This is a genomic window from Szabonella alba, from assembly GCF_016765775.1.
Lineage (GTDB): Bacteria > Pseudomonadota > Alphaproteobacteria > Rhodobacterales > Rhodobacteraceae > Szabonella > Szabonella alba.
Map to the genome: position 1 here is coordinate 31,282 of NZ_JAESVN010000011.1, position 23,404 is coordinate 54,685.

General features: G+C 63.1%; 13 protein-coding genes and 1 tRNA gene. 5 read left to right on the forward strand and 9 right to left on the reverse strand.

The genetic code is table 11. The features are described from left to right. Positions 1 to 5: 5 nt before the first annotated feature. Together JL811_RS17365 and JL811_RS17370 are read right to left on the reverse strand one after the other, a co-directional pair. Positions 6 to 1,184, reverse strand: coding sequence for an extracellular catalytic domain type 1 short-chain-length polyhydroxyalkanoate depolymerase (locus JL811_RS17365; RefSeq protein WP_202689976.1), 1,179 nt, complete (start codon positions 1,182 to 1,184; stop codon positions 6 to 8). 23 nt (positions 1,185 to 1,207) lie between these two features. Further along, positions 1,208 to 1,630: a CopG family transcriptional regulator gene (locus JL811_RS17370; protein WP_237685037.1), complete on the reverse strand. Its 423-nt coding sequence runs from the start codon at positions 1,628 to 1,630 to the stop codon at positions 1,208 to 1,210. Between the two features lie 34 nt (positions 1,631 to 1,664). Here JL811_RS17370 and JL811_RS17375 point away from each other — a divergent pair, with 34 nt between their 5' ends. Beyond that, the gene (locus JL811_RS17375) at positions 1,665 to 2,270 is read left to right on the forward strand and encodes a M48 family metallopeptidase (protein ID WP_202689978.1); all 606 of its coding nucleotides are present in this window, start codon (positions 1,665 to 1,667) and stop codon (positions 2,268 to 2,270) included. Between the two features lie 195 nt (positions 2,271 to 2,465). Here JL811_RS17375 and JL811_RS17380 read toward each other — a convergent pair. Together JL811_RS17380 and JL811_RS20190 are read right to left on the reverse strand one after the other, a co-directional pair. Beyond that, positions 2,466 to 2,555: transfer RNA gene (locus JL811_RS17380), tRNA-Ser, on the reverse strand. 378 nt (positions 2,556 to 2,933) lie between these two features. Continuing rightward, entirely contained in the window at positions 2,934 to 5,336 is a 2,403-nt protein-coding gene (locus JL811_RS20190) for a calcium-binding protein (protein WP_202689979.1), read from the reverse strand. Positions 5,337 to 5,748: 412 nt separating this feature from the next. On the opposite strand from JL811_RS20190, the gene JL811_RS17390 reads away from it, so the two are divergent. Next, the gene (locus JL811_RS17390; protein ID WP_202689980.1) at positions 5,749 to 6,471 is read left to right on the forward strand and encodes a response regulator; all 723 of its coding nucleotides are present in this window, start codon (positions 5,749 to 5,751) and stop codon (positions 6,469 to 6,471) included. Positions 6,472 to 6,877: 406 nt separating this feature from the next. Here the strand turns inward: JL811_RS17390 and JL811_RS17395 are convergent, their stop codons facing one another. Next, complete coding sequence (locus JL811_RS17395; protein ID WP_202689981.1) at positions 6,878 to 16,321, reverse strand: DUF4347 domain-containing protein; 9,444 nt, start codon at positions 16,319 to 16,321, stop codon at positions 6,878 to 6,880. Between the two features lie 434 nt (positions 16,322 to 16,755). Here JL811_RS17395 and JL811_RS17400 point away from each other — a divergent pair, with 434 nt between their 5' ends. Continuing rightward, positions 16,756 to 17,139: a response regulator gene (locus tag JL811_RS17400; RefSeq protein ID WP_202689982.1), complete on the forward strand. Its 384-nt coding sequence runs from the start codon at positions 16,756 to 16,758 to the stop codon at positions 17,137 to 17,139. A gap of 275 nt (positions 17,140 to 17,414) precedes the next feature. Here the strand turns inward: JL811_RS17400 and JL811_RS17405 are convergent, their stop codons facing one another. From JL811_RS17405 to JL811_RS17420, 4 genes are read right to left on the reverse strand one after another with little or no spacing between them, the layout of a single operon-like run. After that, positions 17,415 to 18,590 (reverse strand): ROK family protein, encoded by a 1,176-nt coding sequence (locus JL811_RS17405; protein WP_202689983.1) that lies wholly within the window; start codon positions 18,588 to 18,590, stop codon positions 17,415 to 17,417. Next, a complete protein-coding gene (locus tag JL811_RS17410; protein ID WP_202689984.1) occupies positions 18,587 to 19,879 on the reverse strand; it encodes a TRAP transporter large permease in 1,293 nt (430 codons plus the stop codon). The genes JL811_RS17405 and JL811_RS17410 overlap by 4 nt, the downstream gene beginning before the upstream one ends. Next, on the reverse strand, positions 19,869 to 20,417 hold the full coding sequence (locus JL811_RS17415; protein ID WP_202689985.1) for a TRAP transporter small permease: 549 nt from the start codon (positions 20,415 to 20,417) through the stop codon (positions 19,869 to 19,871). Before JL811_RS17415 ends, JL811_RS17410 begins: the two co-directional genes overlap by 11 nt. 21 nt (positions 20,418 to 20,438) lie before the next feature. After that, positions 20,439 to 21,410 (reverse strand): TRAP transporter substrate-binding protein DctP, encoded by a 972-nt coding sequence (locus tag JL811_RS17420; RefSeq protein WP_202689986.1) that lies wholly within the window; start codon positions 21,408 to 21,410, stop codon positions 20,439 to 20,441. A gap of 164 nt (positions 21,411 to 21,574) precedes the next feature. Between JL811_RS17420 and JL811_RS17425 the strand changes: the two genes are divergently transcribed. Together JL811_RS17425 and JL811_RS17430 are read left to right on the forward strand one after the other, a co-directional pair. Next, positions 21,575 to 22,327, forward strand: coding sequence for a glucosamine-6-phosphate deaminase (locus JL811_RS17425; protein ID WP_202689987.1), 753 nt, complete (start codon positions 21,575 to 21,577; stop codon positions 22,325 to 22,327). Continuing rightward, on the forward strand, positions 22,327 to 23,349 hold the full coding sequence (locus tag JL811_RS17430) for an N-acetylglucosamine-6-phosphate deacetylase (RefSeq protein WP_202689988.1): 1,023 nt from the start codon (positions 22,327 to 22,329) through the stop codon (positions 23,347 to 23,349). The genes JL811_RS17425 and JL811_RS17430 overlap by 1 nt, the downstream gene beginning before the upstream one ends. Positions 23,350 to 23,404 lie beyond the last annotated feature (55 nt).

Sequence of the window (23,404 nt, forward strand, 5' to 3'; positions counted from 1 at the left end):
GCCCGTTATTGTACCTGCCGGTGCTGTGCGAAAAAGCGCAGCATTTCGCGTGACGCATCCGGACCTTTCGGGTCGGTATAGCTCCCGCCCGGTTGCCCGCCGGACCAGGCATGGCCTGCGCCCTCGATCTCCCAATGCTCGGCGATGCTCCGGCCTGTCTTGTCGTCATGGCATGCGTGCCGATAGCTGCGTCCCTGATCGGATGTTCCCGGGTTGCGCACCCGTTTCAGGCCTTTATGCACCCGCAGAGTCTGCGCAATCACTGCCGTGCCATTGTCCGGGTGTACCGTCCTGTCGGCCAGCCCATGAAACACGATCACCGGAACCGAACTGGGTCGTTCCTTGCCGGATGGTCCGTTGCGCATGGTCGAAAAGGCGGACATCACATCCTGCGCGCCGCCGACCGGCAATCCCGAATGCACGCCGACCGCCGCGATCAGGTCCGGATAGGCCGCGCCCATGATGGCCGCCGCCGCACCGCCCGCCGACAGACCGGCAACATAGACCCGGCTTGCATCGGCGGTATGGTCGCGCAGGATATCGCGGATGATCCCCGCGATCACGGCGGGCTCCCCCCGGTCACGGGCCTGATCTTCCGGGCGGAACCAGTTCCAGCATTTCTGCGCATTCGCGCCCTGCGGCTGCGCGGGCCAGGCGACCAGATAGCCCGCCTCCTCAGCCAGCGCATTCATTCCGGTTCCGGCGGCGAAATCTTCGGGCGACTGGGTGCAGCCGTGCAGCATGACGATCAAAGGACGCGGCCCATCAACCCTGCGCGCCGGAACATACAACCGATAGTCGCGGCTGCCCTGCGGACCGTCATGGATCAGCGACAGAAACTGCGCACCGGCGGGCAGATCCAGCGGTGCAGGTATCACCACGCCCTTTTGCGGCATCCCGCCTGCTGCGATGGAACGCAGGGTTTCGCGCAAGCCTTTGTACCGGGTGCGCGCCGGGCGTTTTGGCTGGGGATCGCCAGCGGGGGTGCCAGGAGGGGTGCCAGCGGGGGTAAATGTTCCCTCGATCACATCCTTGTCGGCAATTCCGGCATGGGCCGTGACATCATCAGACGGCGCGTCCTTCGCGCGCAACATCGAATTGATCAGGGCCGTCGCCTCGGCCAGATTGCCGGAGCGCGTCAGTTCAGTGGCGCGGGCCATACCGCTTCGGGAAAATCGGGTCATGATGTGCTTTCGGGGGTTTGGTATCAGGTGATGCGGTCTGCAAGGGCGGCCTTTACCTCGGCGGAAGCCTGCAGGGTGCCCAGAACGGACAGGGCGGAAATTGTGGCGCGGGCAAGGTCGGCGGTGACATCCGGGGCCAAAACAGCCAGCCCCAGAACGCGGATATCCAGCATCTGACCCGCCGCCTGCGCTGTCATCAGTTCCTCCCGCGTGATGTGCCGCAGGCCCAGATCAACGCTTTTGCGCAGAACAATCTGGCGTACGGTATCGGCATGGCGTTCGATCTGGTTGCGGATCGCAGTGCGGATGAAATCACTGCGGTTGGAATAGAACCCTTCCTGCACCAGAAGTTCGATCTGGCCGAGGTCCACAAAGCCAAGATTGATCGTCAGTTTTTCAGACTCCGGCGCCTTGGCCGGTATCGCGTTTTCAGACTTGTTTGCCAAAAATAACTCCATAAACCATCTGCATGGATGGTATATGGATGTCTCTTGCGAACATGCAAGGCCATCATGGCCCACTATCCCGCCATGGCGAAGCCCCGGAGGGACGCACCTCTACCTCGGACGGCAGTATCGGCTGAAGGTTGTGCCGCATGTACAAGCAGGGGTTAAGCTAACCCGCGGCTTCATCGTTGTGCAAACGCATCGCCCTAACAGCTCTGAAGTCACTCGCGAGCTTGTGGATCCCTGGTATCGGGAACGGGCCCATGTGAAGTTCGCCGAACGAACCGAGCACAATCTAACGATATTTCCAGATCCCGAGGCATTCCGGCCGCGAGGCTTGATTGTCAGGCAGATCAAGCAGCGCTGGGGTTCTATGTCTCCGGCTGGGCGGTTGCTCCTCAGTCGTCGCCTGATCGAGGCACCAGTTGATACCATTGACTACGTCATTACCCACGAGCTGTGCCACATCGCCGAGCCAAACCATGGGGCCGCCTTCTACGAACTCTTGGATCGTGTGCTCCCCGATTGGCAGCACCGCAAGCAGCGCCTGGAGCGCATAATGCGCCTGACACATTCCGATCCCAGTCACAACAGCCGCAGGCGGGACTGCGGTCGAACTCACCGCCAAACCGGACTTTAACCTCATCTATTCAGGGAGTTGCGGAAAATTCACCAAAACAGCGAAGGCAACAGGTCTGGAGAATATCGGCCCGGAGAGAACACTTTCTGACCTTATGGGGAATGTGCCGGTTAACAGCCTCACCCGCATAACCCCCGAAAACAACGGAAAAATTCGGCCGCAGCTGGATCGGGAGAACGCTTTCGCGGGGGCAAGTGGCGGAGCAGGTGGGATTCGAACCCACGGGACCATCTCTGGCCCGGCCGATTTCAAGTCGGCTGCCTTAGACCACTCGACCACTGCTCCGGGGGTCTCAGTAAATGCTCCTCTGACATTTGCCAAGTCAGAGTGTTTCAGCCGGCCGAAGATCGTGGCTTCGGTGCGCTTTCCCGGGGCGGCAGCGCCACAGGGGTGGCGCTGGACACCGCCAGGATATCGCGGACATCCTCCATCGACCTGCCAACCTCGGGCGAGGAACGGCATCCCCCAGTGGCTCGTTTTGCTGTGCGGCGCATAGGCATCGCAAAGGTCGAGGAGGGTCGCCGACCGGCTGGCGGGCATCAGGGGACGCTTCCTCATGCCGATCAACGACGTTGCCCAGGATCTGCGGCACAGCGTCTTGTTGAGGCCGCATCCGGCCTCTGCGGGATATCGCGGGCATGTTCTGCCCGTCCCGCCCTCTGGTCAGGCCGATCCGGTCTGCCCGGTTGTGCCGGGGCGGGCGGTTTGCAAGGTGCGGATGATGGCGGTGATGAGTTTTCGGAAGATGCGTCCGCTGGGGCGGTTGGCGCGGACATGGCGGGCCATGACGGGGCCGATCTTCCAATAGGCCCGGATGAAGCAGCGCCCCGCCGCACTGCGGATCAGAACGGTATCGCGCCAGTGGCGCAGCCAGACCACATCGGGATGCATCCGGTCGCCAAAGGCGGCGGTCGCGACAAAGCAGGTGCCCTGCGCGGCATCGCCTGCGTCGTCTTCCTCCTCGTCCTCATCGGCCGTTTCGTCCTCCTCCTCCCCGTCCTCCACTGCTGGAGGCAGCAGGATATCGCCCTCGCCCAAGGGCGAGGCGATCGGGGTGAGGTTTTCGAAAGACGGGGCCGACAGATCCAGCACCAGATGCGGCAGTTGGGCCATAAGGCCCGCGCCGCCCAAGAGCACCGTCATCCCCCCGGCGGCATGGCTCAGGATCAGGTCGCGTTCCTCACCACTGCCGGTGAAATCGCCCCGGCTGCTGGCGGCCAGCAGATCCTCGACCGTCTTGTAAGTCCCGCCAAAGCTGATGCGGTCGCCCTCATCGGCGCGGAAATCCTGCAGGATGGACCCGGCGCGCGGATCCAGCACAAACCTGTCCGCCCCCGCACCCCCCCAGAGATTGTCCTGACCCAGCCCGGCATGCAGCGCATCATTGCCCGCGCCGCCATACAGATGGTCATCCCCCCAGCCCCCGAACAGCGCATCATCCCCCGCGCCCCCCGTCAGGGTATCCTGCCCCGGACCACCCTGCAGCCGGTCATCCTGCGCGGTGCCGGTCAGGCTGTCATCGCCATCGGTTCCATCGGTCGGGCCGCTTCCTTCCAGCCCAAGGGGCGGCACCAGAACCGGCTCCGGCGCTGCGGTTCCGCCGTCCTCATTCTCCGCTCCGGCATAATGGCCGGTGATGCGGATGACCTGATAATCGCTGCTCAGGCGCAGCGTCAGGCGGGCGCCGTCGATCTCCATCTGCGGCTCCGACACCACCGGCGCGCCGGCCCAGCCATCGGGCACGCTGACGCTTTCGGCCTCGAACCCCACGAAGGCCGGAAAATCGGTGAGATCGAACCCGATCTCCATGCCGTCATCCGGAATGTCATTCGCCGCCAGAAAGATCACCGCTTTCGTGTCATCGGTGAAAGCGAAATAGGTGGCGGGCATGTCGCGGCCCGCATCCAGATGGCGATGGGTCAGCAGTTTCATCCCCGGCAGGGTCTCGGCCATCTGGCGGAACACCTCGCCATGCGGTGAAAGCTGCAATTCACCGGTTTCCGGATCCAGCCAGGTCATCGTGACATGGGTGCCCAGTTCCCCCATCCCGACCCCCCAGGCGGCGGCATGATCGGCGCCCAGTTCCGCCATTCCGGTGAACAGCGACAGCGTCGCGATGGCGCTGGACATCGGCAGGGCCAGACCGGCCTCGACATCATTCGCCGTCGCGGTCCAGGCCGAGAAATAGACCTCGACCTCCTCTGCGGGGTCAAAGCCCATCAGGTCGCGATCCGCCTGCACCGCCTCCAGCAGTTCCGAGATCGCCTCGGCCTTCTTGCCATGCTCGACCTTGCGCAGCGCCGAAAGACTGTGCTTGAGGACATGGATCCGCACCGAATCCACCTCCGACAGCAGGCCCTCATCCTCCGGCCCCCTGTAATCCTCCAGATGGCTGACAAGTTCCTGTGTGTCGGGGCCGTCCTGCATGGCCTGCAGGGCCAAGGTGAATTCCTCATCCGGATGGGCGTCACGGAACTCCCGCACCGCCTTCAGGATGGCGACCGAAACCTTCGCATACTCCTCGGGGTGATAATTCTCATTGCCGATATCGAGGATCATCCGCTCGGGCAGTTCACCGCCGTTCCAGCGGTCCTCGACGAAAAGCGCATGCAGGAAATCCTGCACATCCGCAGCCGCCTCCTCGGGGGCATCGACATAGCGCTGCGTCGGCAGGATGACCGAGAAACTGGCCCCTTTTGCAATGGCAAGTTGCAGCATATCGGTGAAACTGTCGCGCCCGGTCGGCAGGCCCGCCGCATCCTGCAGCGCCCGCGGATGCAGCAGTTCGGGATAGCCCAGATCATAGGCATAGGGCAGGTCGGGATTGGTATTGAGCTGGATATTGCCATTCTCGCGGATCACCGCCGTTTCCGACAGCGTGCCGCCCGGCCAGCGGATATGGGTCAGGCCAAGCTCTTCCACGGACTGGCGGAAACTCTCCACCTCCGCCGCGCTGCGCGAGATCGCGATCCCCCCGAAAAGCCCCCCGGAAACAACCGCATCCCCCCCATCCGTCAGATTCTGCGCGATCTGACCCGGATCGATCCTGAAACTGATATCCGACATTTTGTCTTGCCCCCGACGCTTTGCGCGAGGGGCAAGGCAGATCCCCTTCCCTCTCGCGCCTTGCGCGGACCGCGTAAAAAGGAAGGAACTCCCGATCCCGTTGTCCTGCGCTTGCGAAGCAAGGCTAAGAAACGGCTGTCCGACCCATATGCCGGGCGGGTCGCAACTCTTGCCGGGATGTCGGGCGATTTGGATAACTCGTCCCGGTCACGAAATTTTGCGCGGAAATCTCAAAACGCTTTCACGCAAACAGTCAGAAAGGTTGAAATATGGATGCGTCCTTAAAATAAGTCGTTGAATTTAAAAGAATTTGAATATAATGTAAAAGTCTGGAACCGCTTGTGAATGATGTGTATAGTTCTGAAACATCAGTGCAACCTGTCCGACTCTTTTTGCCTGGAACGGAAAAAACGTGTCAAAGCCCAAAATCCTGGCTGTCGACGACGAGCCCGCCATTCTTGAACTTCTCGAACACTCCCTGATCCGGGAAGGCTACAGCATAGACACCGTCGGCTCGGCTGGTGAATTCCGGGACTGTGTCAGCAAGGTCGAATACAATCTTTTCATAATTGACCTGACCCTGCCGGACGGAAACGGGCTTAATCTGATCCGCGAGGTGCGACCGCATAGTCAGGCGGGAATCATCATCCTGACAGGGCGGGGCGATGAAACGGATCAGGTCGTCGGACTTGAAATCGGTGCGGATGATTATGTGACCAAGCCCTTCCGGCCCCGGGAACTGGCCGCCCGCGTGAATGCGCTGCATCGCCGGGCCTCGGCCCAACTCGCCGCGCCCGCAAACCGGGTTGAACAAACCTCTGGCGGGCCTGCCATCGACCATGAATTCGAAGGCTACCGCGTCAGTATCGGTGCACGCCGCGTCTGGACCGCCGGGGGTGAGGAAATCCTGCTGACCACCGCCGAATTCTCGGTGCTGCAGGCCTTCATGGAAAGCCGCGGCCGCGTGCTGACCCGCGATCAGATCATGACGCTGGCCAAGGGGCGGGACTGGGAAAGCTATGACCGCGCCATTGACGGTCTGGTCAGCAGATTGCGCAAGAAACTGCCCAATCCTTCCGGAAACGGGCATTTCATCCGGACGGTCCACAATATCGGATATGTCTTCGGGGGCTGAAACGGCATGGCGGCGGCCTGCATGGCGGTCGGTGTCGCTTTGGCTGAATGCGCCGGATCGTGGCGACCAGACAAGGCCGGAAAACCCAGGGGCAAGGCTGTCACAATCAGAGGATGTGGCTTGATCCGGTGACGCCCAGCGGTTGCGCAGTGCTGGGCCGATTCATCCGTGAAACCATCCGACGCCGGTTTCGCCTTGCGGGCGCTGCGGGATGGTTGCCGTGCAATGCGGCCGGTTCCTGACCTGTCCGGATCCGGTCTTCCGGTTTGGGCCGCCTTGCGTGGGGATCATGCTGGTCGATGGTCCGCTTGGGCCGGGCGTGGTGTCACCGCAGAACAGAACATCCCACCTGTAAGGCATTCCCCGCCCGCCTTGCGGCAGGCGGGGAAACTGGTTTGCTGTCAGCTCAGAGAAGCGTATCGCCGAAGATGTCGATCCGGTCTTCCAACCCGGTCAGGCTGTTCACCCCGTGCAGAAGGATGCTGTTGCCGCCGCCGAAGTCGAGAGTGACCCCTGCCGAGGTGATGCTGGCATGTTCGGCCAGAACATCAAGCCCGGTTGTCAGACCTTCGACCAGCGCCGCAGAGAGTTGCAGCCTGTCATTGGCGACCGAGAAGTCGAGGATCGTGTCCTGCCCATGGCCCGACTTGAAGATGAAGCTGTCCGCCCCCGCATCGCCATAGAGCCGGTCATTGCCCGAACCGCCCTCGATCGTGTCGTCGCCCGCACCGCCATAAAGCGTGTCATTCCCGGCGCCGCCATAGACAAGGTCATTGCCACCCACCGCGAAGAGGAAGTCATTGCCATTCCCGCCTGTCAGCACATTGGCCCCGTTATCGCCGTTCAGCGTATCATTGCCCGATCCGCCGATAAGGTTTTCAAAGCCGGTATAGACATCCCCTGCGGCATCGCCGCCGAGCGCTGTCAGGTTCCACAGCCGCACCGCGACGCCGGTGGTATCGGCGCTGTAGTCCAGCGTGTCGATCCCGTCGCCGCCATGCATCGTGTCGGCACCGGCACCGCCGGCCACCGTGTCATTGCCCGCCCCGCCGATCAGCAGGTCTGCACCCGCGTCACCGTAAAGACGGTCATGACCCGTGCCGCCATCCAGCGTGTCGTCACCGACCCCGCCGTAAAGCGTGTCGTTCCCGGCACCGCCATAGGCAAGGTCGTTGCCATTGACCGCAAAGAGGAAGTCATTGCCCTCTCCACCGGTCAGCACATTGGCCCCGTTATCGCCGTTCAGCGTATCGTTGCCCGATCCGCCGATGAGGTTTTCGATACCGGTATAGACATCGCCCTCGGCGTCACCGCCCATGGCTGTCAGGTTCCACAGCCGCACCGCAACGCCAGTCGTATCGGCGCTGTAATCCAGCGTGTCGATCCCGTCACCGCCATGCATCGTGTCGGCACCGGCACCCCCGATAAGGGTGTCATTTCCGGCATCTCCATACAGACGGTCATTGCCAGTGCCGCCGTTCAGAAGGTCATCCCCGATCCCGCCATAGAGCGTGTCATTGCCCGCGCCGCCATAGACAAGATCGTTGCCGTTGACCGCGAAGAGGAAGTCGTGGCCCTCGCCGCCGGTCAGGATGTTAGCCCCGTTATCGCCGTTCAGCGTATCGTTGCCCGACCCCCCGGTGACATTCTCGAAGCCCGAGTAGACATCCCCCTCGGCATCGCCGCCCATGGCGGTCAGGTTCCACAGCCGAACCGCAACGCCGGTGGTATCGGCGCTGTAGTCCAGCGTGTCGGTTCCGTCTCCGCCAAGCATCATGTCGGCCCCGGCGCCCCCGGCGATGGTGTCGTTTCCGGCACCGCCAACCAGCATGTCGGCCCCGTCACCGCCCGCGATCATATCCGCCCCGTCCCAGCCATAGATGCTGTCGGCCCCGGAACTTCCGGTCATGCTGTCATCCAGCATGCTGCCGGACATCAGCCGCGTGATCTCGGCACCATGGTTGCCGGACTGATCGAACTGCCGCAGCAGAACCTCGCCCTGGCTGTCCTGGGACAGGATCAGGCTGTTGCCGTCTCCGGTCATCCAGCTTTCACCACCATCGCGGCTATATTCCCAGCCCGCGCCTTCATCGACACCTGTAACCGTGCCGATAACCGGCCCACCGGGGAAGGCGGGTCCTTCGAAGGTGACGTTCAGCACTCCGGCCGGCGCATCCGTGTCCAGTGTGATCTCACCGGCGGCGATGCTGCCGCTATGGGTTCCGGTTGCACTGGTCGCCTCATAGGACACCGTGACCGGGCCATCGGCCAGCCCCGTCAGATCGGCGCTGTGGGCGCCATCTGCCGTGACCGTTACCGAGACGCTGTCCATGCCGTCAGAGAAGGTGACGATCACAGTCGCCCCTGCGGACAGTCCTGCGATCACAAAGGGCGCAGCATCTGCCTCGGCGGCATTGATCGTCTTATCGCCCAGCGTCACAAGACCGGGTGAGGCCTGCATCCGGATCGAGCTGATCTGGCTGGACCCATCGGTCGAGGTTGCCCGGACGAAGAGGTCATAGGCGGTTCCCGGGACAAGGTCCGCGCCTTCCGCCAGATAGATCCGCCCGGCACCCGGTCCCGTGGCGTCGATCTGGAAGTTTCCGCCCGCATAGGGGCTTCCGGCCAGATCGGCGACCAGTTCGTAAAGCACAACCTCATCCGTTGCATCGGCATCGGTCGAGATTGCCCGGACACCGACGAAGCTGCCATCGGCAGTATCCACCGGGATCAGGTTCGCACGCATTCCCGGAATGATCGGGGTCACGTCGAAGACCGGGGTCGTCAGCACGAACTCATTCACATCCCCCAGCGTGATGACATGCTGGGTGGTGACCGACTGGCCCAGAGCATCCGTCGCCGTCAGGTTGACGGTATAGCTGGACTTGCCTTCCGCATCGAGTGTGACCCCGTCGCGGAATTTCAGTTCATTGCCATTGACCAGTTCGAAGAAGAAGCCGTCACCGCCCGCCGCGATCCCGATCGTATGGGCGTGGTCGGAGATATCGGCATCCAGCACATCAATCGTTGCCACGATACGGGCCGCACCATCGGGCCGGTTCTCGTCGATCTCGGTCGCCGAAAGGGTGATGTCCGTGGGGGCGTCATTGGTCCCGATGAAGGTGATCTCCAGCGGTTGCCCTTCCGAAACGCCATGGCCGTCATCGCCTGCAAGGTTGAAGACAAGCGTCAGCGTTTCCCCGTCGGCCAGCCAGTCCAGATTGGCGGTTGCGGCATAGGTCCAGCCAAGGGTCTGGGCCGTGCCATCCGCCACGACCGATCCCAGCGTCAGGGCTGCCGGGTCGATCAGGGCTGCCACATCCACGCCCTCGGGCAGTTCCGCACCGCCCGACCACAGGACCGAGGCCGGACCGGTTGCGACCAGTTCCACCGTCTCACCAAGGTCGCCATCGCTCAGCGTCACGCTGCCATTGAGTTCGACCATCTGGGCCGAGGCATCGGCAAGTTCGGTCACCGCAACCAGGTTCTCGATCTCACCCACCACCGGGGTCGCATTCACCGGGGTGACATTGATCGTCGTGGTGGCCGAGATGCCGGGATGTCCGGCCATATCCACCGTCTCAACCAGCACATGGCGGGCTGCGTCGGTCGGGTTGGTCGAGGCATTGGCATATTGGATCGACCGCAACGCCGCCTGGAAGAAGGTCGGATCAAGACCGTTGATCGCCGTCAGGGTGATGGCAGCCGTCCCGCTGCCATCAATCGTGATGCCATAGAGATTGTGCAGCTGTGTCGCTGTGGAGGGGGCGATGAACAGGGTCTCGTCCTCGCCATTCACCGCGTCCAGCAGCGTCGCGGTGATCGTCAGCGTGACACCGTCCTGGTCGATCAGTTCGGCATCCGCCGCCGCGATGGCAACACCCGCCGCACCTTCGGTATAGCTGACCGCATGATCGCGGCCTGCGCCTGCACCGTTCAGATCGACCACGGTTGCCCATTCGGCATCCACCGTCGCCGTGACCGGCGCCGAGGTCAGGCCCGTATCATCGGTTATGGTCAGGATGACCGACCGCGCCCCCACCGTCATGTTCGGGTTGCCGTTGGCATAACGCAGCGCTTCCAGCGCTTCGGCATAATCCTCCAGCGTGCCGCTGCCCGACAGGGTCAGGGCGGTGCCGTTGCCCGCGACGGTCAGAACCGCGCCGGAACTGGTGGTCAGAACCGGACCGCCCTCGAAGCTGAGCGCCTCCCAGTTGCCGAAAAGGTTGTCCACGGCAGTGACCGGGTCCAGCGTGACGGTTGCCCCGGTCAGGGTCGCACCGCCATCGACATCCGACAGAACCACATCGCCGGGGCCAAAGACCGCCACCGCCGGGCCGCGGGCATAATATTCCGCATCAGAACTGGCCGTCAGGGTCGGGGCGTCATCGGCATCGGCCACGTCAAAGCTGACCGTAGCCGCATCGGTCGAATAGGCGCTGTCGCCGCCACGATTGGCCGCATTCTGATCGCCCGCAATCCCGGCAACCACATGGCCCGTCATGCCTGTGGACTGATCCCAGGCGTAGTAGCCGAAGCTTGCGGTGCCGCCGTTCTGCCCGTCGGGTTCATGCCGGATCAGATCGCTGCTCCGCAGCAGCAGCACCTCCCCCTCGGTCAGCAGGACAGTGTCCCAGGTCTCGCCCCCGTCCAGGCTGTATTCGATCGCGCCGTTTCCGGGTTCAGTCGCATAGACCGCGATCCCCTGCAGCGTGCCGTTCTGGGCCGAATGTGTGCCGCTGTCCACATCCGAGACAGCCGCGCCCAGCAGGTCGGAAACCAGATGGCCCGAATTGCCCTGATCATCCTCGCTCATCTGCAAGGTGACATCATTCGCCGCCAGCACCGGCGCATCGTTCACCGCATTGACGGTGATCGTCAGCGGGGCCGCCTGCGCCACGGGCGCATCGCCCGGCATGCCGCCATATTCGACGACATAACCCTGGATGGATCCGTTCGACAGGGGGAAGTCATTCCAGGTCCCGTCGATCAGATAATGGGCATAGTCCTCACCGTTCAGATCGTTCGGTTCGGCATAGGACCAGTTGCTGTATTCGCCGTTCACCGGGCCGCCATCGGACAGACCCTGCCAGAAGTAGGTTCCGGCCTCGGGTCCGGTCATCCACATCCACGCGCCTTCGTCGCCTTCATCGCTGGCACCGATCCAGCCCTGACCACCCAGAAGCGGGGCGATAAAGGCGTTTTCCTCGGCCGAGGTGACAGTGGCCAGATAGCCTTCCAGCCCGAACAGGCTGCGCTCCTCGGCATCCGCCATCGCATCCTGCCAGGTGATGCCCGGGGCGCTGACGAATTCGTAATAATGCCCGTTGCCTGCCCAGAAGAACTGCCCGGTCTGCGAGACCGAATAGGGCTGCCATGTCGCCCCCTCGTCGTCGCTGACCTCCAGTTGCAGATCGAAGCTGCCGTTGTAATCGGTCGCTGCCGTGTAGCGCAGCGAGTTCAGCGCCGTCTGCAGATCCGCGATACTGCCCGAAAATTCCAGAACGGTGCCGCTGGTGGTGCCGGTGATCCCGGTCGTGGTTTCAAGGTCCAGCGTACCGGCGGCCGGATCTGGCATGGTGATGCGCACGCTCAGCGCGTCGCCGTCCCCATCGCCGATCGTGAAGCCGTTGATCGTTGCGGTGCCGTCCTCGTTCAGCGTGACCGAGGCGCGGCCCGAGATAAAGGGCGCGTCGTCCACCCCTTCCACGGTGATATCCGCAGTGCCGCTTTCCAGCGAGACCGACCCGGTGCCGCCGGCATTCGCCGCCAGATCGACATAGTCGCCCGCATTGCCCGCGGTCTTGTCCCAGGCACGGAAGGTCACAGCCTGTTCGACAGTGCCGTTCCAGTCAAGGCTGGGCAGGAAACGCAGCGCATCGCCCGCATCCAGCAACAGCGCATTGCCCGCATTCACCGCGCCGATATCGACCGCCGACCATTGCCCGTCGGCAATTTTGAACTGCCAGCTGCCATTGGTCGAGTCCAGCGCAGTGACCGCGATGGCCTGCGCTTCCGTGCCCGGCTCCAGATCCACATCCGAGATCGTCAGACCGGACGCCGAAAGAATTTCGGCGACGGTCGAGCCGGTATTCAAGGCAAGACTCACATCCTCGTCGATCGGGTTCAGCGCACCGCCCTCGATGACCGACAGCACCGGCGCATCGTTTTCCGGGGCAAGGTCGATGGTCAGCGTTGCCGCTTCGGACAGGTCATTCGCTGCACCGCTGTCGTCGCGCAGACGGTAATTGAACGCGGCGACGCCAAGGCCGAACTGATCGGCTGCAGGGCGATAGACCAGAAGGCCCTCAGCGATATCGGCCGCCGAAACCTCGGTCGGGCCGGTCAGTTCCACCCCGTCAAGGATCAGCGTGCCCGAGGCGGGCAGCGTGTCGATCAGCACAGCGGCCAGATGATTGGCGCCGCCATCCACCGGATCGGAGAAGCCGAAGACACCGGTTGCAAAGACATAATCGGTGTCCTCACTGCCGGTTGCGGTTTCCGGCGTGGCGACCGGGGCATCATTGCTGCCTTCGATATGGATGATGGTCTGCCCGCCAAGGCCGGTATTGCCATCCGAGTCCACGCCATTGACCGTAACGATCCGGTCGGTTGCGGTCGGGTTGTCTGCGGTGTTGGTGTATTGCACCCCGCGCATCGCGATCTGGAAGCGGGTTGCGGTCTGCCCGGCGGCGGCGCTGAAGGTGATTTCGGTCGCGCCGGTCAGATTGCCGTTCCCGTCAAGCACCCCGTCGCTTTCGCCGATCAGGATGCCATGCGAGGCCAGCAGCGTCAGGACCGGAGCCGAGATCGACAGATATTCGACCGGCGCCCCCTCGGTATTGTCCAGCGGGTTGGTCAGGGTCACGGTCACGCTGGAAATCGTGCCGTCTTGATCAAGGATCTGCGCGTCGGAGGTCGCGATATAGACCGGGGGGGCCTCTTCGACATGGGTGACCTCATGCGACAGGCCCGTGCCCGAGGGGCCGTTCATGTCGAACCACGGCGCCCATGCAACCTGCACCGGCACGCTGTCGGTTTCGATCACATTGCCGCCGGTATCCTCGACCTCGAACGCGACGGTGCGGGTTCCGACCACGGCATTGGGGTTGGAGTTGGTATAGATGATCCCGCGCAGGATCGTTTCATAGACCGCCGGCATGGCGTCGCCGGTCAGGGTCACGACCGAACCGGTATCACCATTGACGATGTCGACCGCCACCCCCGCCAGTGTCGCAGCATCCAGCGCCTCAGAGGACAGCGACAGGGATTCGTAAACATTGCCAAAGGCATTGTCGCGCACGCCCTGTTCCATCGTCACCGTGGCCTTGCCGACCATGGCCGCGCCGTCATCCGAAAGCGCAAGCTCGGAGGCAATGGCCACAGCTTCACCACGGGCAAGGAACTGCGCACCTTCCCCGGCCTCGAACAGGATCGGGTCATCCGCACCCGTCAGGTTGAGCGTCAAGTTCTGCGTCAGCGCACCGCCGGTGCCGTCCTCTACGATCAGACCGAAGGTGACCGAGGCCATAGTCCCGTTGCCCAGGGCGTTGATCGAGGCGTCATTCGGCTCAAAGCTCCACGCACCGGTGCTGCGGTTCAGCGTCAGCGTGCCATAGGGCGAGTTCACCGTATCGGTGCCGTCCCCGGCATCCGTGCCGCCATCCAGCGCATAGCTGTAGCTGCGGCCGGTATTCAGCGTGTCCGTCACACCGGACACGGTGCCGGATTGCGCGGTGAAGTCATCCACCGCAGTCGTATCGGCATAGCTGAAGGACGCGGTGGGGCTGATCAGTTGTTCATAGACCGCCTGCGCAGTGACCGCATTGGCCGAGAAGGCGGCGCTGTCGGTCCATGTGGAGGTATCCAGCATGACCGCATTGATGCCGGTCGAGAACCCTGCCGACCAGGTGCTGTCGACGGCATGGACCGAGAGGCTTACCGAACTGGTGAAACCGGGCGCAGGTTCAAAGCGCAGCATGGCCGCAGCGTCCAGCACAAGCGCCGAACCGGCCGAGACCGCTGGCAGCGTTGACCAGCTGTCACCGCCATCAGCCGAGTAGAACCATGTGCCGTCTTCCGGGTCATTCGAAACGCCGGCAATCGCGATGCCGCCCAGCGTATCGAAGGGGGCGAACTGCGAATCCGGGTCGCTGAAGGCGGCGGTGGCGAAATCGGACACCGTGCTTTCGATGGCACCGCCCGGCAGCGCGCTGCCCATCGACAGCCCTGCGGTGAATTCGGGCGCGTCATTGGTCTCGGTGATCGCAATCGTGTTGCTGCCGCTATAGCTGGTTGTGGCCCCCGCGGGTGTTCCCGGCGTCGCGGTATAGGTGATGGTGACGGCGGTATCGTCAAAATCATCAGCGGTGCTGGAGAAGGTCGCCAGTTTCGCCAGATCGTTGACGTTGAATTCCTGCACCGGCGCGGGCGGGTTTGCCTGCGTCACGGTCACTTCGTCGACCATCAGCGAGGCGCCAACCAGCGTGCCCCCGGTCAGGTCATAGGAACCGGTAATGAAGACAAACCTGTATTCACCTTCCTGACCCGCACCCACGGAACGCGATACGGTCGCCCAGGCGGTTTCCTGGTTTGCCTGCGTGCCGGTCTGGTCAAGGATGGTGATCGTTTCGCCAGTCTGCACATTCAGAAGATAACCATAGGCATCGAAGGCATCTCCCCCCGACAAAGCCTTCCACGCGAAGGACACGGAGTCGCCCTGCTGCAGAACGACAGTGCCTTCGGAGTAGACATAAGGCCCGCGGATCACGCCATAGCCTTCGCCGATCCACTGGTTATTGCCTGTTCCCAGCCGCAGGGCGAGATCGCCGACATAACCGGCGTCATAGTCGGACAGGATGACCGAGAACTGGCTTGGATCAACCCCGGTAGACACATCGCCGTTGGAATTGCTGCCGGGATAGGTCGTATCCACCGGTGTGGTCCAACCTGCAATCTCGCTGCTGCCCATGACGATCTGGGTCATTCCGACGACCCAGCCTTCGATATCGGTTGAACCGGGCGTCCCGGCATCAATCGTACCATTCGTGAAGCCGACGCTGAAATTCACCAGCAGGTCCGCGCCGTTCTGACCGTTCTTGACGGCATCGACACCGCCGATCACTTCGGCACCGCTGCCGGTCCCGCGATAGATGCCCGCGCCGACGACGCTGATCGCGCCCAGCGTGAAATCAGGTGATCCCGACTGCATGAAGCCCAGGGTTTCACCCGCAGCGCCACTGCCTTCGATCAGCAGCGAACCGCCGGAATAGTCGTCACCCACCCCGGTGGGCGCAAGGGCCAGCGTCGGGTCGATCTGCACTGCTGCAGCATTTTCCGTATAGGGCGTGGTCAGCAGCGTCGCGTTGAACGCATCAAAGCTCAGCGGTGCGGCCTCGATCGGTCCGGTGGAATGTTCCAGATCCCAGTCGCCGCCCAGACCCGTCAGATCGGTCGAGGCCGCCACATCGGCGCCGGTTGCGGCGGCAAACGCATCAACGAAGCTGCGGCCCGTTTCGCCGGCGGCCAGATCGCATCCATAGATCAGAAGATCGGCATTTGCGGACAGGGCCGAACGGATGGCGTCCATTTCGACAGGACGCGCCGCGATCATCTCTTCGGTCAGGGCCAGATCGCCCAACACCAGCATTCCGGGCGCGCCATGCGACAGGATGTGGACCGCCTCAACCCCGGTTTCATTTGCAAGCGTATCAGCAATGAAGCTCAGCCCATCCCCGTCGGCCGGGATCGTGTGGACAATAAGATCGGACCCCAATTGCGCAATGATCTCATCAAAATTGGGCAGGGCTGCATCGACAAAGACAATTCCGGTCGCAAGTGGGTTAGCCATTTGGATTCTCCAAAACTCGGTTGCCCCGCCCAGATCAGGAAAAACTGGGGCAGGTTTGTGTCGGCAACCAAGGCGGCAATCAGGCGGTCACGTTTTCCGTGCAAAAACCTTGTGGATTTTGGATTGCAGGTCTTTTGACGACCAGCCCGGCCTTGACGGAATGCGTCAGCCGATACGTTTGGGGCAGCACGGGGCGCGCTTTTCCCCTGTGGCCCGGACCAGAGGGCCCGCCGCCCCTTTGGGATGCGGCCCCCCGGGATAAACGGCAGCAGAAGACCACAGCACCCCAAGACGCGGCAGCACCGCGATCACAAGGTCGGCATCATTCCGCGACCTGTCCAGATAGCCAACTTGACTTGCTTCAACAGGTAACGCGTATTCTTCTCAACATTTCCGGGACTGGAACTGCCGTGCGGAAGAGTGAGGCAAGTCAAATGAATGGTAAGAGTGTTCTGGTTGTCGATGACGATACCCAGGTGCGCGAGCATGTTTCGGAACTGCTCCGGTCCATGGGCTACAATGTCCGGACCGCGTCAAACGCAAGCGATGCGCTGAGCCTGCTGGAGCAAGAGGAACAGCCCGACCTGATGCTGACCGACATCATGATGCCCGGCGGCATGAACGGGCGCAATCTGGCGGATGAGGCAGGAATCCGGTTTCCGGATCTGCCGGTGATCTTCATGTCGGGCTATGCCGACTCGTCCCTTCTTGTGGATGGAACGATCCGTCAGAATGAGAACTTTCTGGCCAAACCGTTCCGGCGGCGGCAATTGTCGGACATTGTCGAACTTGCGCTGTCACGACCCCTTCGGCATTGAAGATCCGGCTCAGTGGTTCATTTTACAACCATAGCGTGTATTTTGATCGAATTAATACCGTTTAAAAATATGTAACCCGGTGCTTTTCCCCGAGCATGCGGAATATCCGTCAGGAATGACGCAGCACGGCGGATTCAGGTTTCACCCGGAATTGGATGGGATCCGGCACAACCCTGCAATCTCGGCAAGGGCTCACCTGATCCGGATGCCCTCCTGACAAAGCAGCGGACCGGCGCGGCAGTCGGAATTGGAGGGTCAGGCGCTGCGCGACCGGATCAGGCCGCAAGGATCGCGACCAGCGCCGCGCGGAAGGGCGCGCGCAACGCGCCCTGCATCTCCAGTAGGGCCGCATTCTGTTGCCCCTGCACAACCACTGGCCGGTCCATCGACCGCAGGATCGGCGCGGCGGTAAGGCTTTCCGAGAACCGCGCGAAAATCGCCTTGTTGCGCAGGAAAGGGCCGGTCAGGATGATCCGCTCGGGAAACAGCAGGCGGCACAGGTTGGTGGTGATCCGCACCGTCTGGCGCAGCGCCTCACGCAGGGCTGCGCTGTCCAGCAGGGCAAGCCCCTCGACCATCGGGCCCATCGCCTCTTCATCCAGCGGCAGATCGGGGAAGTGCTGCTTCAGCCCCGGATGCAGCGCCCAGAGGGCCGCGACCGTTTCCAGACAATCCTCGTTGCCACAGGTGCAGCGCCGCCCGGCATTGTTGTCCAGCCGCCAATGCCCGATCTCGCAGAACCGCCCCTTGCCCTGATTGACAATCCCGTCCGGCGTGGCAAAGGCACCACCGATGCCATAGCCCCAATGCAGCAGCAGCACATTCGACGGGGCCTGCAGGTCCGCCTCGGCCGCGATTCGGCCCGCAAGTTCGGCATCCAGATTGCGCAGCAAGACCGGATCAGGCCCGAAGCCCGCCAACACGTCGCGCAGGTCCAGATCGGCAAGTTCGGGCCAGCGCGAGGTGAAACACCACAGCCGGTGCTCGACATCCAGAAGGCCCGACAGCGAACAGACCGTCGCCACATGCTGCGCCCCTTCGGGCAGCGCCGCCAGCGCCCTGCCTGCCAGATCGCGCAGCACCGCCGCCATGACTGCATTATCCGCCCCGCGCGGCGGCGAGGCCGAGGCGACCGCCAGTACAATGCCGCTGCGTGTCACAGCCCGGGCAAAGACCGTGCTGGAAACGATATGGATATAAAGCGCCACCATGCGGTGGGGGTTCTCGGTCAGAAACCCGGTGGGCCGCCCGCGCCCCTGCCCCTTCACCGCGCTGTCGCGGATCAGGTCGCGGGCGACGAGTTCCCCCACCAGCAGCGAAACCGAGGTCGGCCTTGCCGATAAAAGCTGCGCAACCTCGGTCCTTGTGCTGGCCCGACCTGCGGCCACCACATCAAACACGTCCAGCAGGTCCCTGACATCGGTTTCCATCGGAGCCGAGGATAGGATCATTTCATCAGGCTGGGCAATGTCATCGACAGGGCAGGCACATAGGTCACCAGCATCAGCACCACGAACATCGCGATATAGAAGGGGATCAGCGCGGGCGTCGTGCGCTCCAATGAAATACGCCCGATACTCGCGCCGACCAGCAGCGATGTGCCCACCGGCGGCGTGCAAAGCCCGATCCCGAGGTTCAGGATCATGATGATGCCGAAATGGACCGGATCGACGCCGATACTGGTCGCGATCGGCAGAAGGATCGGCGTCAGCAGCAGGATCAGCACGCCCATATCCATCACCATGCCCAATACCAGCAGCAGGACATTGATCGCCAGCAGGATGATGATCGGGTTGTCCGACAGGCCCAGAATGGTTTGCGCCAGCAAGGACGGCACCTGCAGATAGGACAAAAGGAACCCGAAGGCGGACGATGTCATGATGATCGCGGTCACCATCGCCAGCGTGGTCAGGGTCGAGGCAAGGATGCGCCCCATCGCCCGGCGGTTCAGCGTGCGGTAGTAAAGCCCCGTGACCAGCAGCGCATAGATCACCGCGACGGCGGCACTTTCGGTTGCGGTAAAGATGCCCGCGACGATACCGCCGATGATGATGACCACGGTAAACAGCCCGATCAGCGCATCAGCGACGATACCCATCCCCTGCCGGAAGCCGTAGACCCCACCTTGCGGATGGTTGTGTTTGCGCGCCATCACCCAGCAGATCACCATCAGCGATCCGCCCAGCAGCAGCCCCGGCACATAGCCTGCCAGAAACAGCGTTGAAATCGGAAGCCCCCCCGCCGCCAGCGCGTAGAAGATCATGTTCTGGCTGGGCGGGATCAGCACGCCCTGCACTGAAGACGTGACCGTCACCGCGACGGAAAACTGCGGGGTATATCCCTTGCGCACCATGGCCGGGATCAGGAAGGACCCGACCGAGGCCACATCGGCGATCGACGACCCTGAAATGCCGCCGAACAGGGTGGAGGCCACGACATTGCCCTGCGCCAGCCCGCCCCGCATCCGCCCGACCAGCACATCCGCCAGCCGCACCAGCCGGTCCGAGATTCCGCCTTCGGTCATGATATTGCCGACAAGGATGAAGAAGGGCACCGCCAGAAAGGTGAAAGAGTTCAGCCCGTTGATCATGCGCTGCGCCACCAGCAGCAAGGGCAGGCCCAGATAGGCCGCCGTGATCAGTGCAGCAAGCCCAAGCGCAAAGGCCAACGGCACCCGCAGCGCCATGAAGCCGAAAAATCCCCCGATCAGCAGGGCGATGCCGCCATAATCAACCGGCATTGCCTGTTCCTTTATTCGTCAGGTCGGCCACATTGTCGGCAAGGGTTTCCTGCGCCCCGGTCGGCACCTGCCGCAACAGCAGATTGGCCAGTGCGTTGACGACGCCCAGACCACCCCCCACAAGTGCGGGAATATAAAGCCAGCTTTTCGGCAGGCCCGAGGCGGGCATCAACTGCCGGCCCGCAAGAGCAATCAGATCCTGCCCGAACCACATCACGACCGCCATGAAGACCAGCATTCCCAGTTGCGCGCCGTAATCCAGCGCCCGCGCGATCGGCAGGGGCAGCCGGTCGCGCAGAAAGGTGATCGCCAGATGTTCATTGCGCCGGATGCCGACTGCCACCGCGATCAACCCGAACCAGATCAGCAGCAACAGCGCGATCTCCTCGGACCAGCTTGTGGGCCGGTTGAGCATGTAGCGCAGGAAGACCTGCATCGCCGTCACGCCGGTAATGGCGATCAGCAGCCCATAGCAGGCAACCGCCGCCGCCGAATTGACCGCATCAACCAGCCTTGATGCCCGCGCCCGCAGGTTCATGCTGTCCGCCCTTTTGCGCGCTTACTCGACCTGACCGATGGCCTCGATCACCGGCACCAGATCTGGGAATTCGGCAAAGATCGGGGCCACAGCCTCCCGGAAGGGGGCATTGTCGATCTCGATGATCTCGGCCCCGGCCGCCACGACCGCCTCACGCGCGGTATCCATCGCCGCCGTCATGATTTCGCGCTCATAGATCGCGGCCTCTTGTGCGGCGCGCGTCACGGCTTCTTTCTGCGCATCGCTCAGCCCCTCGAACCGGGCCGCGTTCATCACCAGAACGGCAGGCGGGCTCAGGTGGCCATCCAGCGTGTAATTCGGCGCAACTTCGTAATGCGATGAGGTCTGATAGCTCACGAAATCATTCTCGGCCCCGTCGATCACACCGGTCTGCAGCGCCGAATAAACCTCGCCATAGTTCATCGGCGTCGGCACCGCGCCCAGCAGTTCGACCATCCGCAGGGCAATCGGGGCGGGCTGCACGCGGATCTTCATGCCTTTCAGATCGTCGATGCTGCGCACCGGCTTGCCCGCGACGGTGTAGAAATGCCGCGAACCCGCCTCCATGAAGGGAAAGCCTTTCAGCCCGACCTCGCCCAGATCGTTCAGCGCGGCCTGACCGATCTCGCCATCCAGAACCGCGAATTTGTGGTCATAATCGCGGAAGATATAGGGCAGCGTGAAAACCCCCATCGAGGGGCTGACATTGGACAGCACGACCGAATTCACCCGCGCGAAATCCACGATCCCCGCCTGTGCCTGTTCGATGGTTTCGGGCTCCTGCCCCAGTTGCGCCGAGTGGAAGACCTGCACATTCAGTTCATTGTCGGAATATTCCGCCACCAGTTCGGCAAATTTCATCATCGCGATGGTGACGGGATTGGTCTCGGGCTGGTTTTCGGCCAGCCGCAGCACCGTCTGCGCCGAGGCCAACCCCGGAGCCAGAACGGCGGAAACGGCAATGACGGCAAGGGTCGATCTGAGATGTTTCACGGCGGGACCTCCTCGGTTGGTTTTGACCGAGTAAACGCGGGGATCCCTGCGCCGTCAATATTTTTTATCAGCCGTTGACATTAAATATTCGGCGTGGAAACTAAGGTCAAATGCCGCCGGCGCCGCCTGCCGATGGCTGCCGCGCTTTGCAGAAAGGTCAGCCCATGCAGATCCAGATCCATCCCGACAAGGCCGCCCTTGGCCGTGCCGCAGCCGATGAAGGGGCAGCGGCCCTGCGCGAAGCCCTTGCCGCGCGGGGGCGTGCGGTGGTGATCCTCGCCACCGGCGCAAGCCAGTTCGACATGCTGGAAAATCTGGTCGCGTCCGGGCTGGACTGGTCGCGCATCTCGATCTTTCACCTTGATGAATATGTCGGGCTGCCGGTGACGCACCCTGCCAGTTTCCGCAAATATCTGCGCGAACGGGTGCTGGCCCGCCTGCCGGTGCCACCGGCAGGCTTTCACGCGATTGACGGCGACGCCGCCGATACCGGGGCGGAAATCGCGCGGCTGAATGCGCTGATTGCGGCTGAAACAGTCGATGTCTGCTTTGCCGGGATCGGGGAAAACGGCCATCTGGCCTTCAACGATCCGCCTGCCGATTTCGATACGACAGTGCCCTTCCTGCGCGTGCGCCTTGATGACGCCTGCCGCCGTCAGCAGATGGGCGAGGGCTGGTTTCCCACGCTGGACGATGTGCCCGCCGAGGCCATTTCCATGAGCATCCGTGAAATTCTGCGCGCGCGCCGCCTTGTGCTTTCGGTGCCCGACACCCGGAAGGCCGAGGCCGTGCGTGCCACGGTCGAGGCGGCGGTATCGCCCGAAATTCCCGCCTCGATCATCCGCAACCATCCCGCCTGCAGCCTGCATCTCGACCGGGCCTCGGCAGCGCTGCTGGCACCGGAGGGGGCCGCCTGATGACTGCGCGTCGCGTCAGCGGCGGGCTGTGCGATCTGCAGGTCAACGGCTTTGCGGGGGTGGATTTCAACGATGGCGGCCTGACGCCTGCGGCGCTGGACCACGCGCTTGAGGCGATCCTTGCCACGGGGGTTACGCATTGTCTTCCCACCCTGATCACCGCCGAGCCCGAGACGTTGGCAGACCGGCTGTCGGCGCTGGATCATGCCGTGCGGACCAGCCGTCTGGGCCCGGCCATGGTGCCCGGCTATCATGTCGAAGGGCCGTTCCTGAATGACGCGCCCGGCTATGCCGGTTGTCATCCGGCCGAGGCGATGGCCGATCCGGACCCGGCGCTTTACGACCGGCTTTCGGCCGATCTGTTCCGCCCGGTTCTGCTGGTCACGCTGGCCCCCGAACGCGCGGGGGCACTGGCGCTGACGCGCAGGCTGACGGCAGCAGGCTGCACAGTGGCGCTTGGCCATACCGCGGCGGGTTTCGCCGATGTGCGGACCGCCGCCGCCGCCGGGGCGACGCTGTCCACCCATCTGGGCAACGGCCTGCCGCAGACCCTGCCCAAGCTTGAAAATACCTTGCTGGCGCAACTGGCCGAACCCGGGCTGTCCGCCTGTCTCATTGCCGATGGCCACCATATCGGCCCCGAGGCGCTGGCAGCCCTGATCCGGCTGAAAGGGGCGGATCGGGTGATCCTTGTCACTGATGCGGTGCTGGCCGCCGCTGCCCCGGCGGGGCCCTATCAATTCGCGGGAATGGCGATTGAGCACAGCCCGCAGGGTGCCGTGCTGCAGCCCGGTCGCAGCAATCTTGCAGGCTCGGCACTGTGCCTCGATCAGGCGGTGCGCAACATCGTGGACTGGGGCATCGCTGACCCCGGCCAAGCGCTGGACTGGGCCGGAGCCGCCCCCCGCGCCGCCCTTGCCCGCAGCCTTGCCGCGCATCGCATCACGCTGGATCGCGGCCGCGTCGAATGGTCCGAGGCGCTGGAGCCGACACTGCTGTCGCCGGGCCGCGTGCTGGTCTGATCCTGCCACTGAAGTGGAGGTTCGGGCGGACGGAAAAGGCCGCCCAGTCATCCGC

What these genes read in the sequence shown, in the direction of transcription:
- JL811_RS20190 (WP_202689979.1), bottom strand. Translation starts at nt 5,336, where the DNA reads ATGTCGGATATCAGTTTCAGGATCGATCCGGGTCAGATCGCGCAGAAT.
- JL811_RS17375 (WP_202689978.1), top strand. Translation starts at nt 1,665, where the DNA reads ATGGATGTCTCTTGCGAACATGCAAGGCCATCATGGCCCACTATCCCG.
- JL811_RS17365 (WP_202689976.1), bottom strand. Translation starts at nt 1,184, where the DNA reads ATGACCCGATTTTCCCGAAGCGGTATGGCCCGCGCCACTGAACTGACG.
- JL811_RS17410 (WP_202689984.1), bottom strand. Translation starts at nt 19,879, where the DNA reads ATGCCGGTTGATTATGGCGGCATCGCCCTGCTGATCGGGGGATTTTTC.
- JL811_RS17405 (WP_202689983.1), bottom strand. Translation starts at nt 18,590, where the DNA reads ATGATCCTATCCTCGGCTCCGATGGAAACCGATGTCAGGGACCTGCTG.
- JL811_RS17430 (WP_202689988.1), top strand. Translation starts at nt 22,327, where the DNA reads ATGACTGCGCGTCGCGTCAGCGGCGGGCTGTGCGATCTGCAGGTCAAC.
- JL811_RS17400 (WP_202689982.1), top strand. Translation starts at nt 16,756, where the DNA reads ATGAATGGTAAGAGTGTTCTGGTTGTCGATGACGATACCCAGGTGCGC.
- JL811_RS17415 (WP_202689985.1), bottom strand. Translation starts at nt 20,417, where the DNA reads ATGAACCTGCGGGCGCGGGCATCAAGGCTGGTTGATGCGGTCAATTCG.
- JL811_RS17395 (WP_202689981.1), bottom strand. Translation starts at nt 16,321, where the DNA reads ATGGCTAACCCACTTGCGACCGGAATTGTCTTTGTCGATGCAGCCCTG.
- JL811_RS17425 (WP_202689987.1), top strand. Translation starts at nt 21,575, where the DNA reads ATGCAGATCCAGATCCATCCCGACAAGGCCGCCCTTGGCCGTGCCGCA.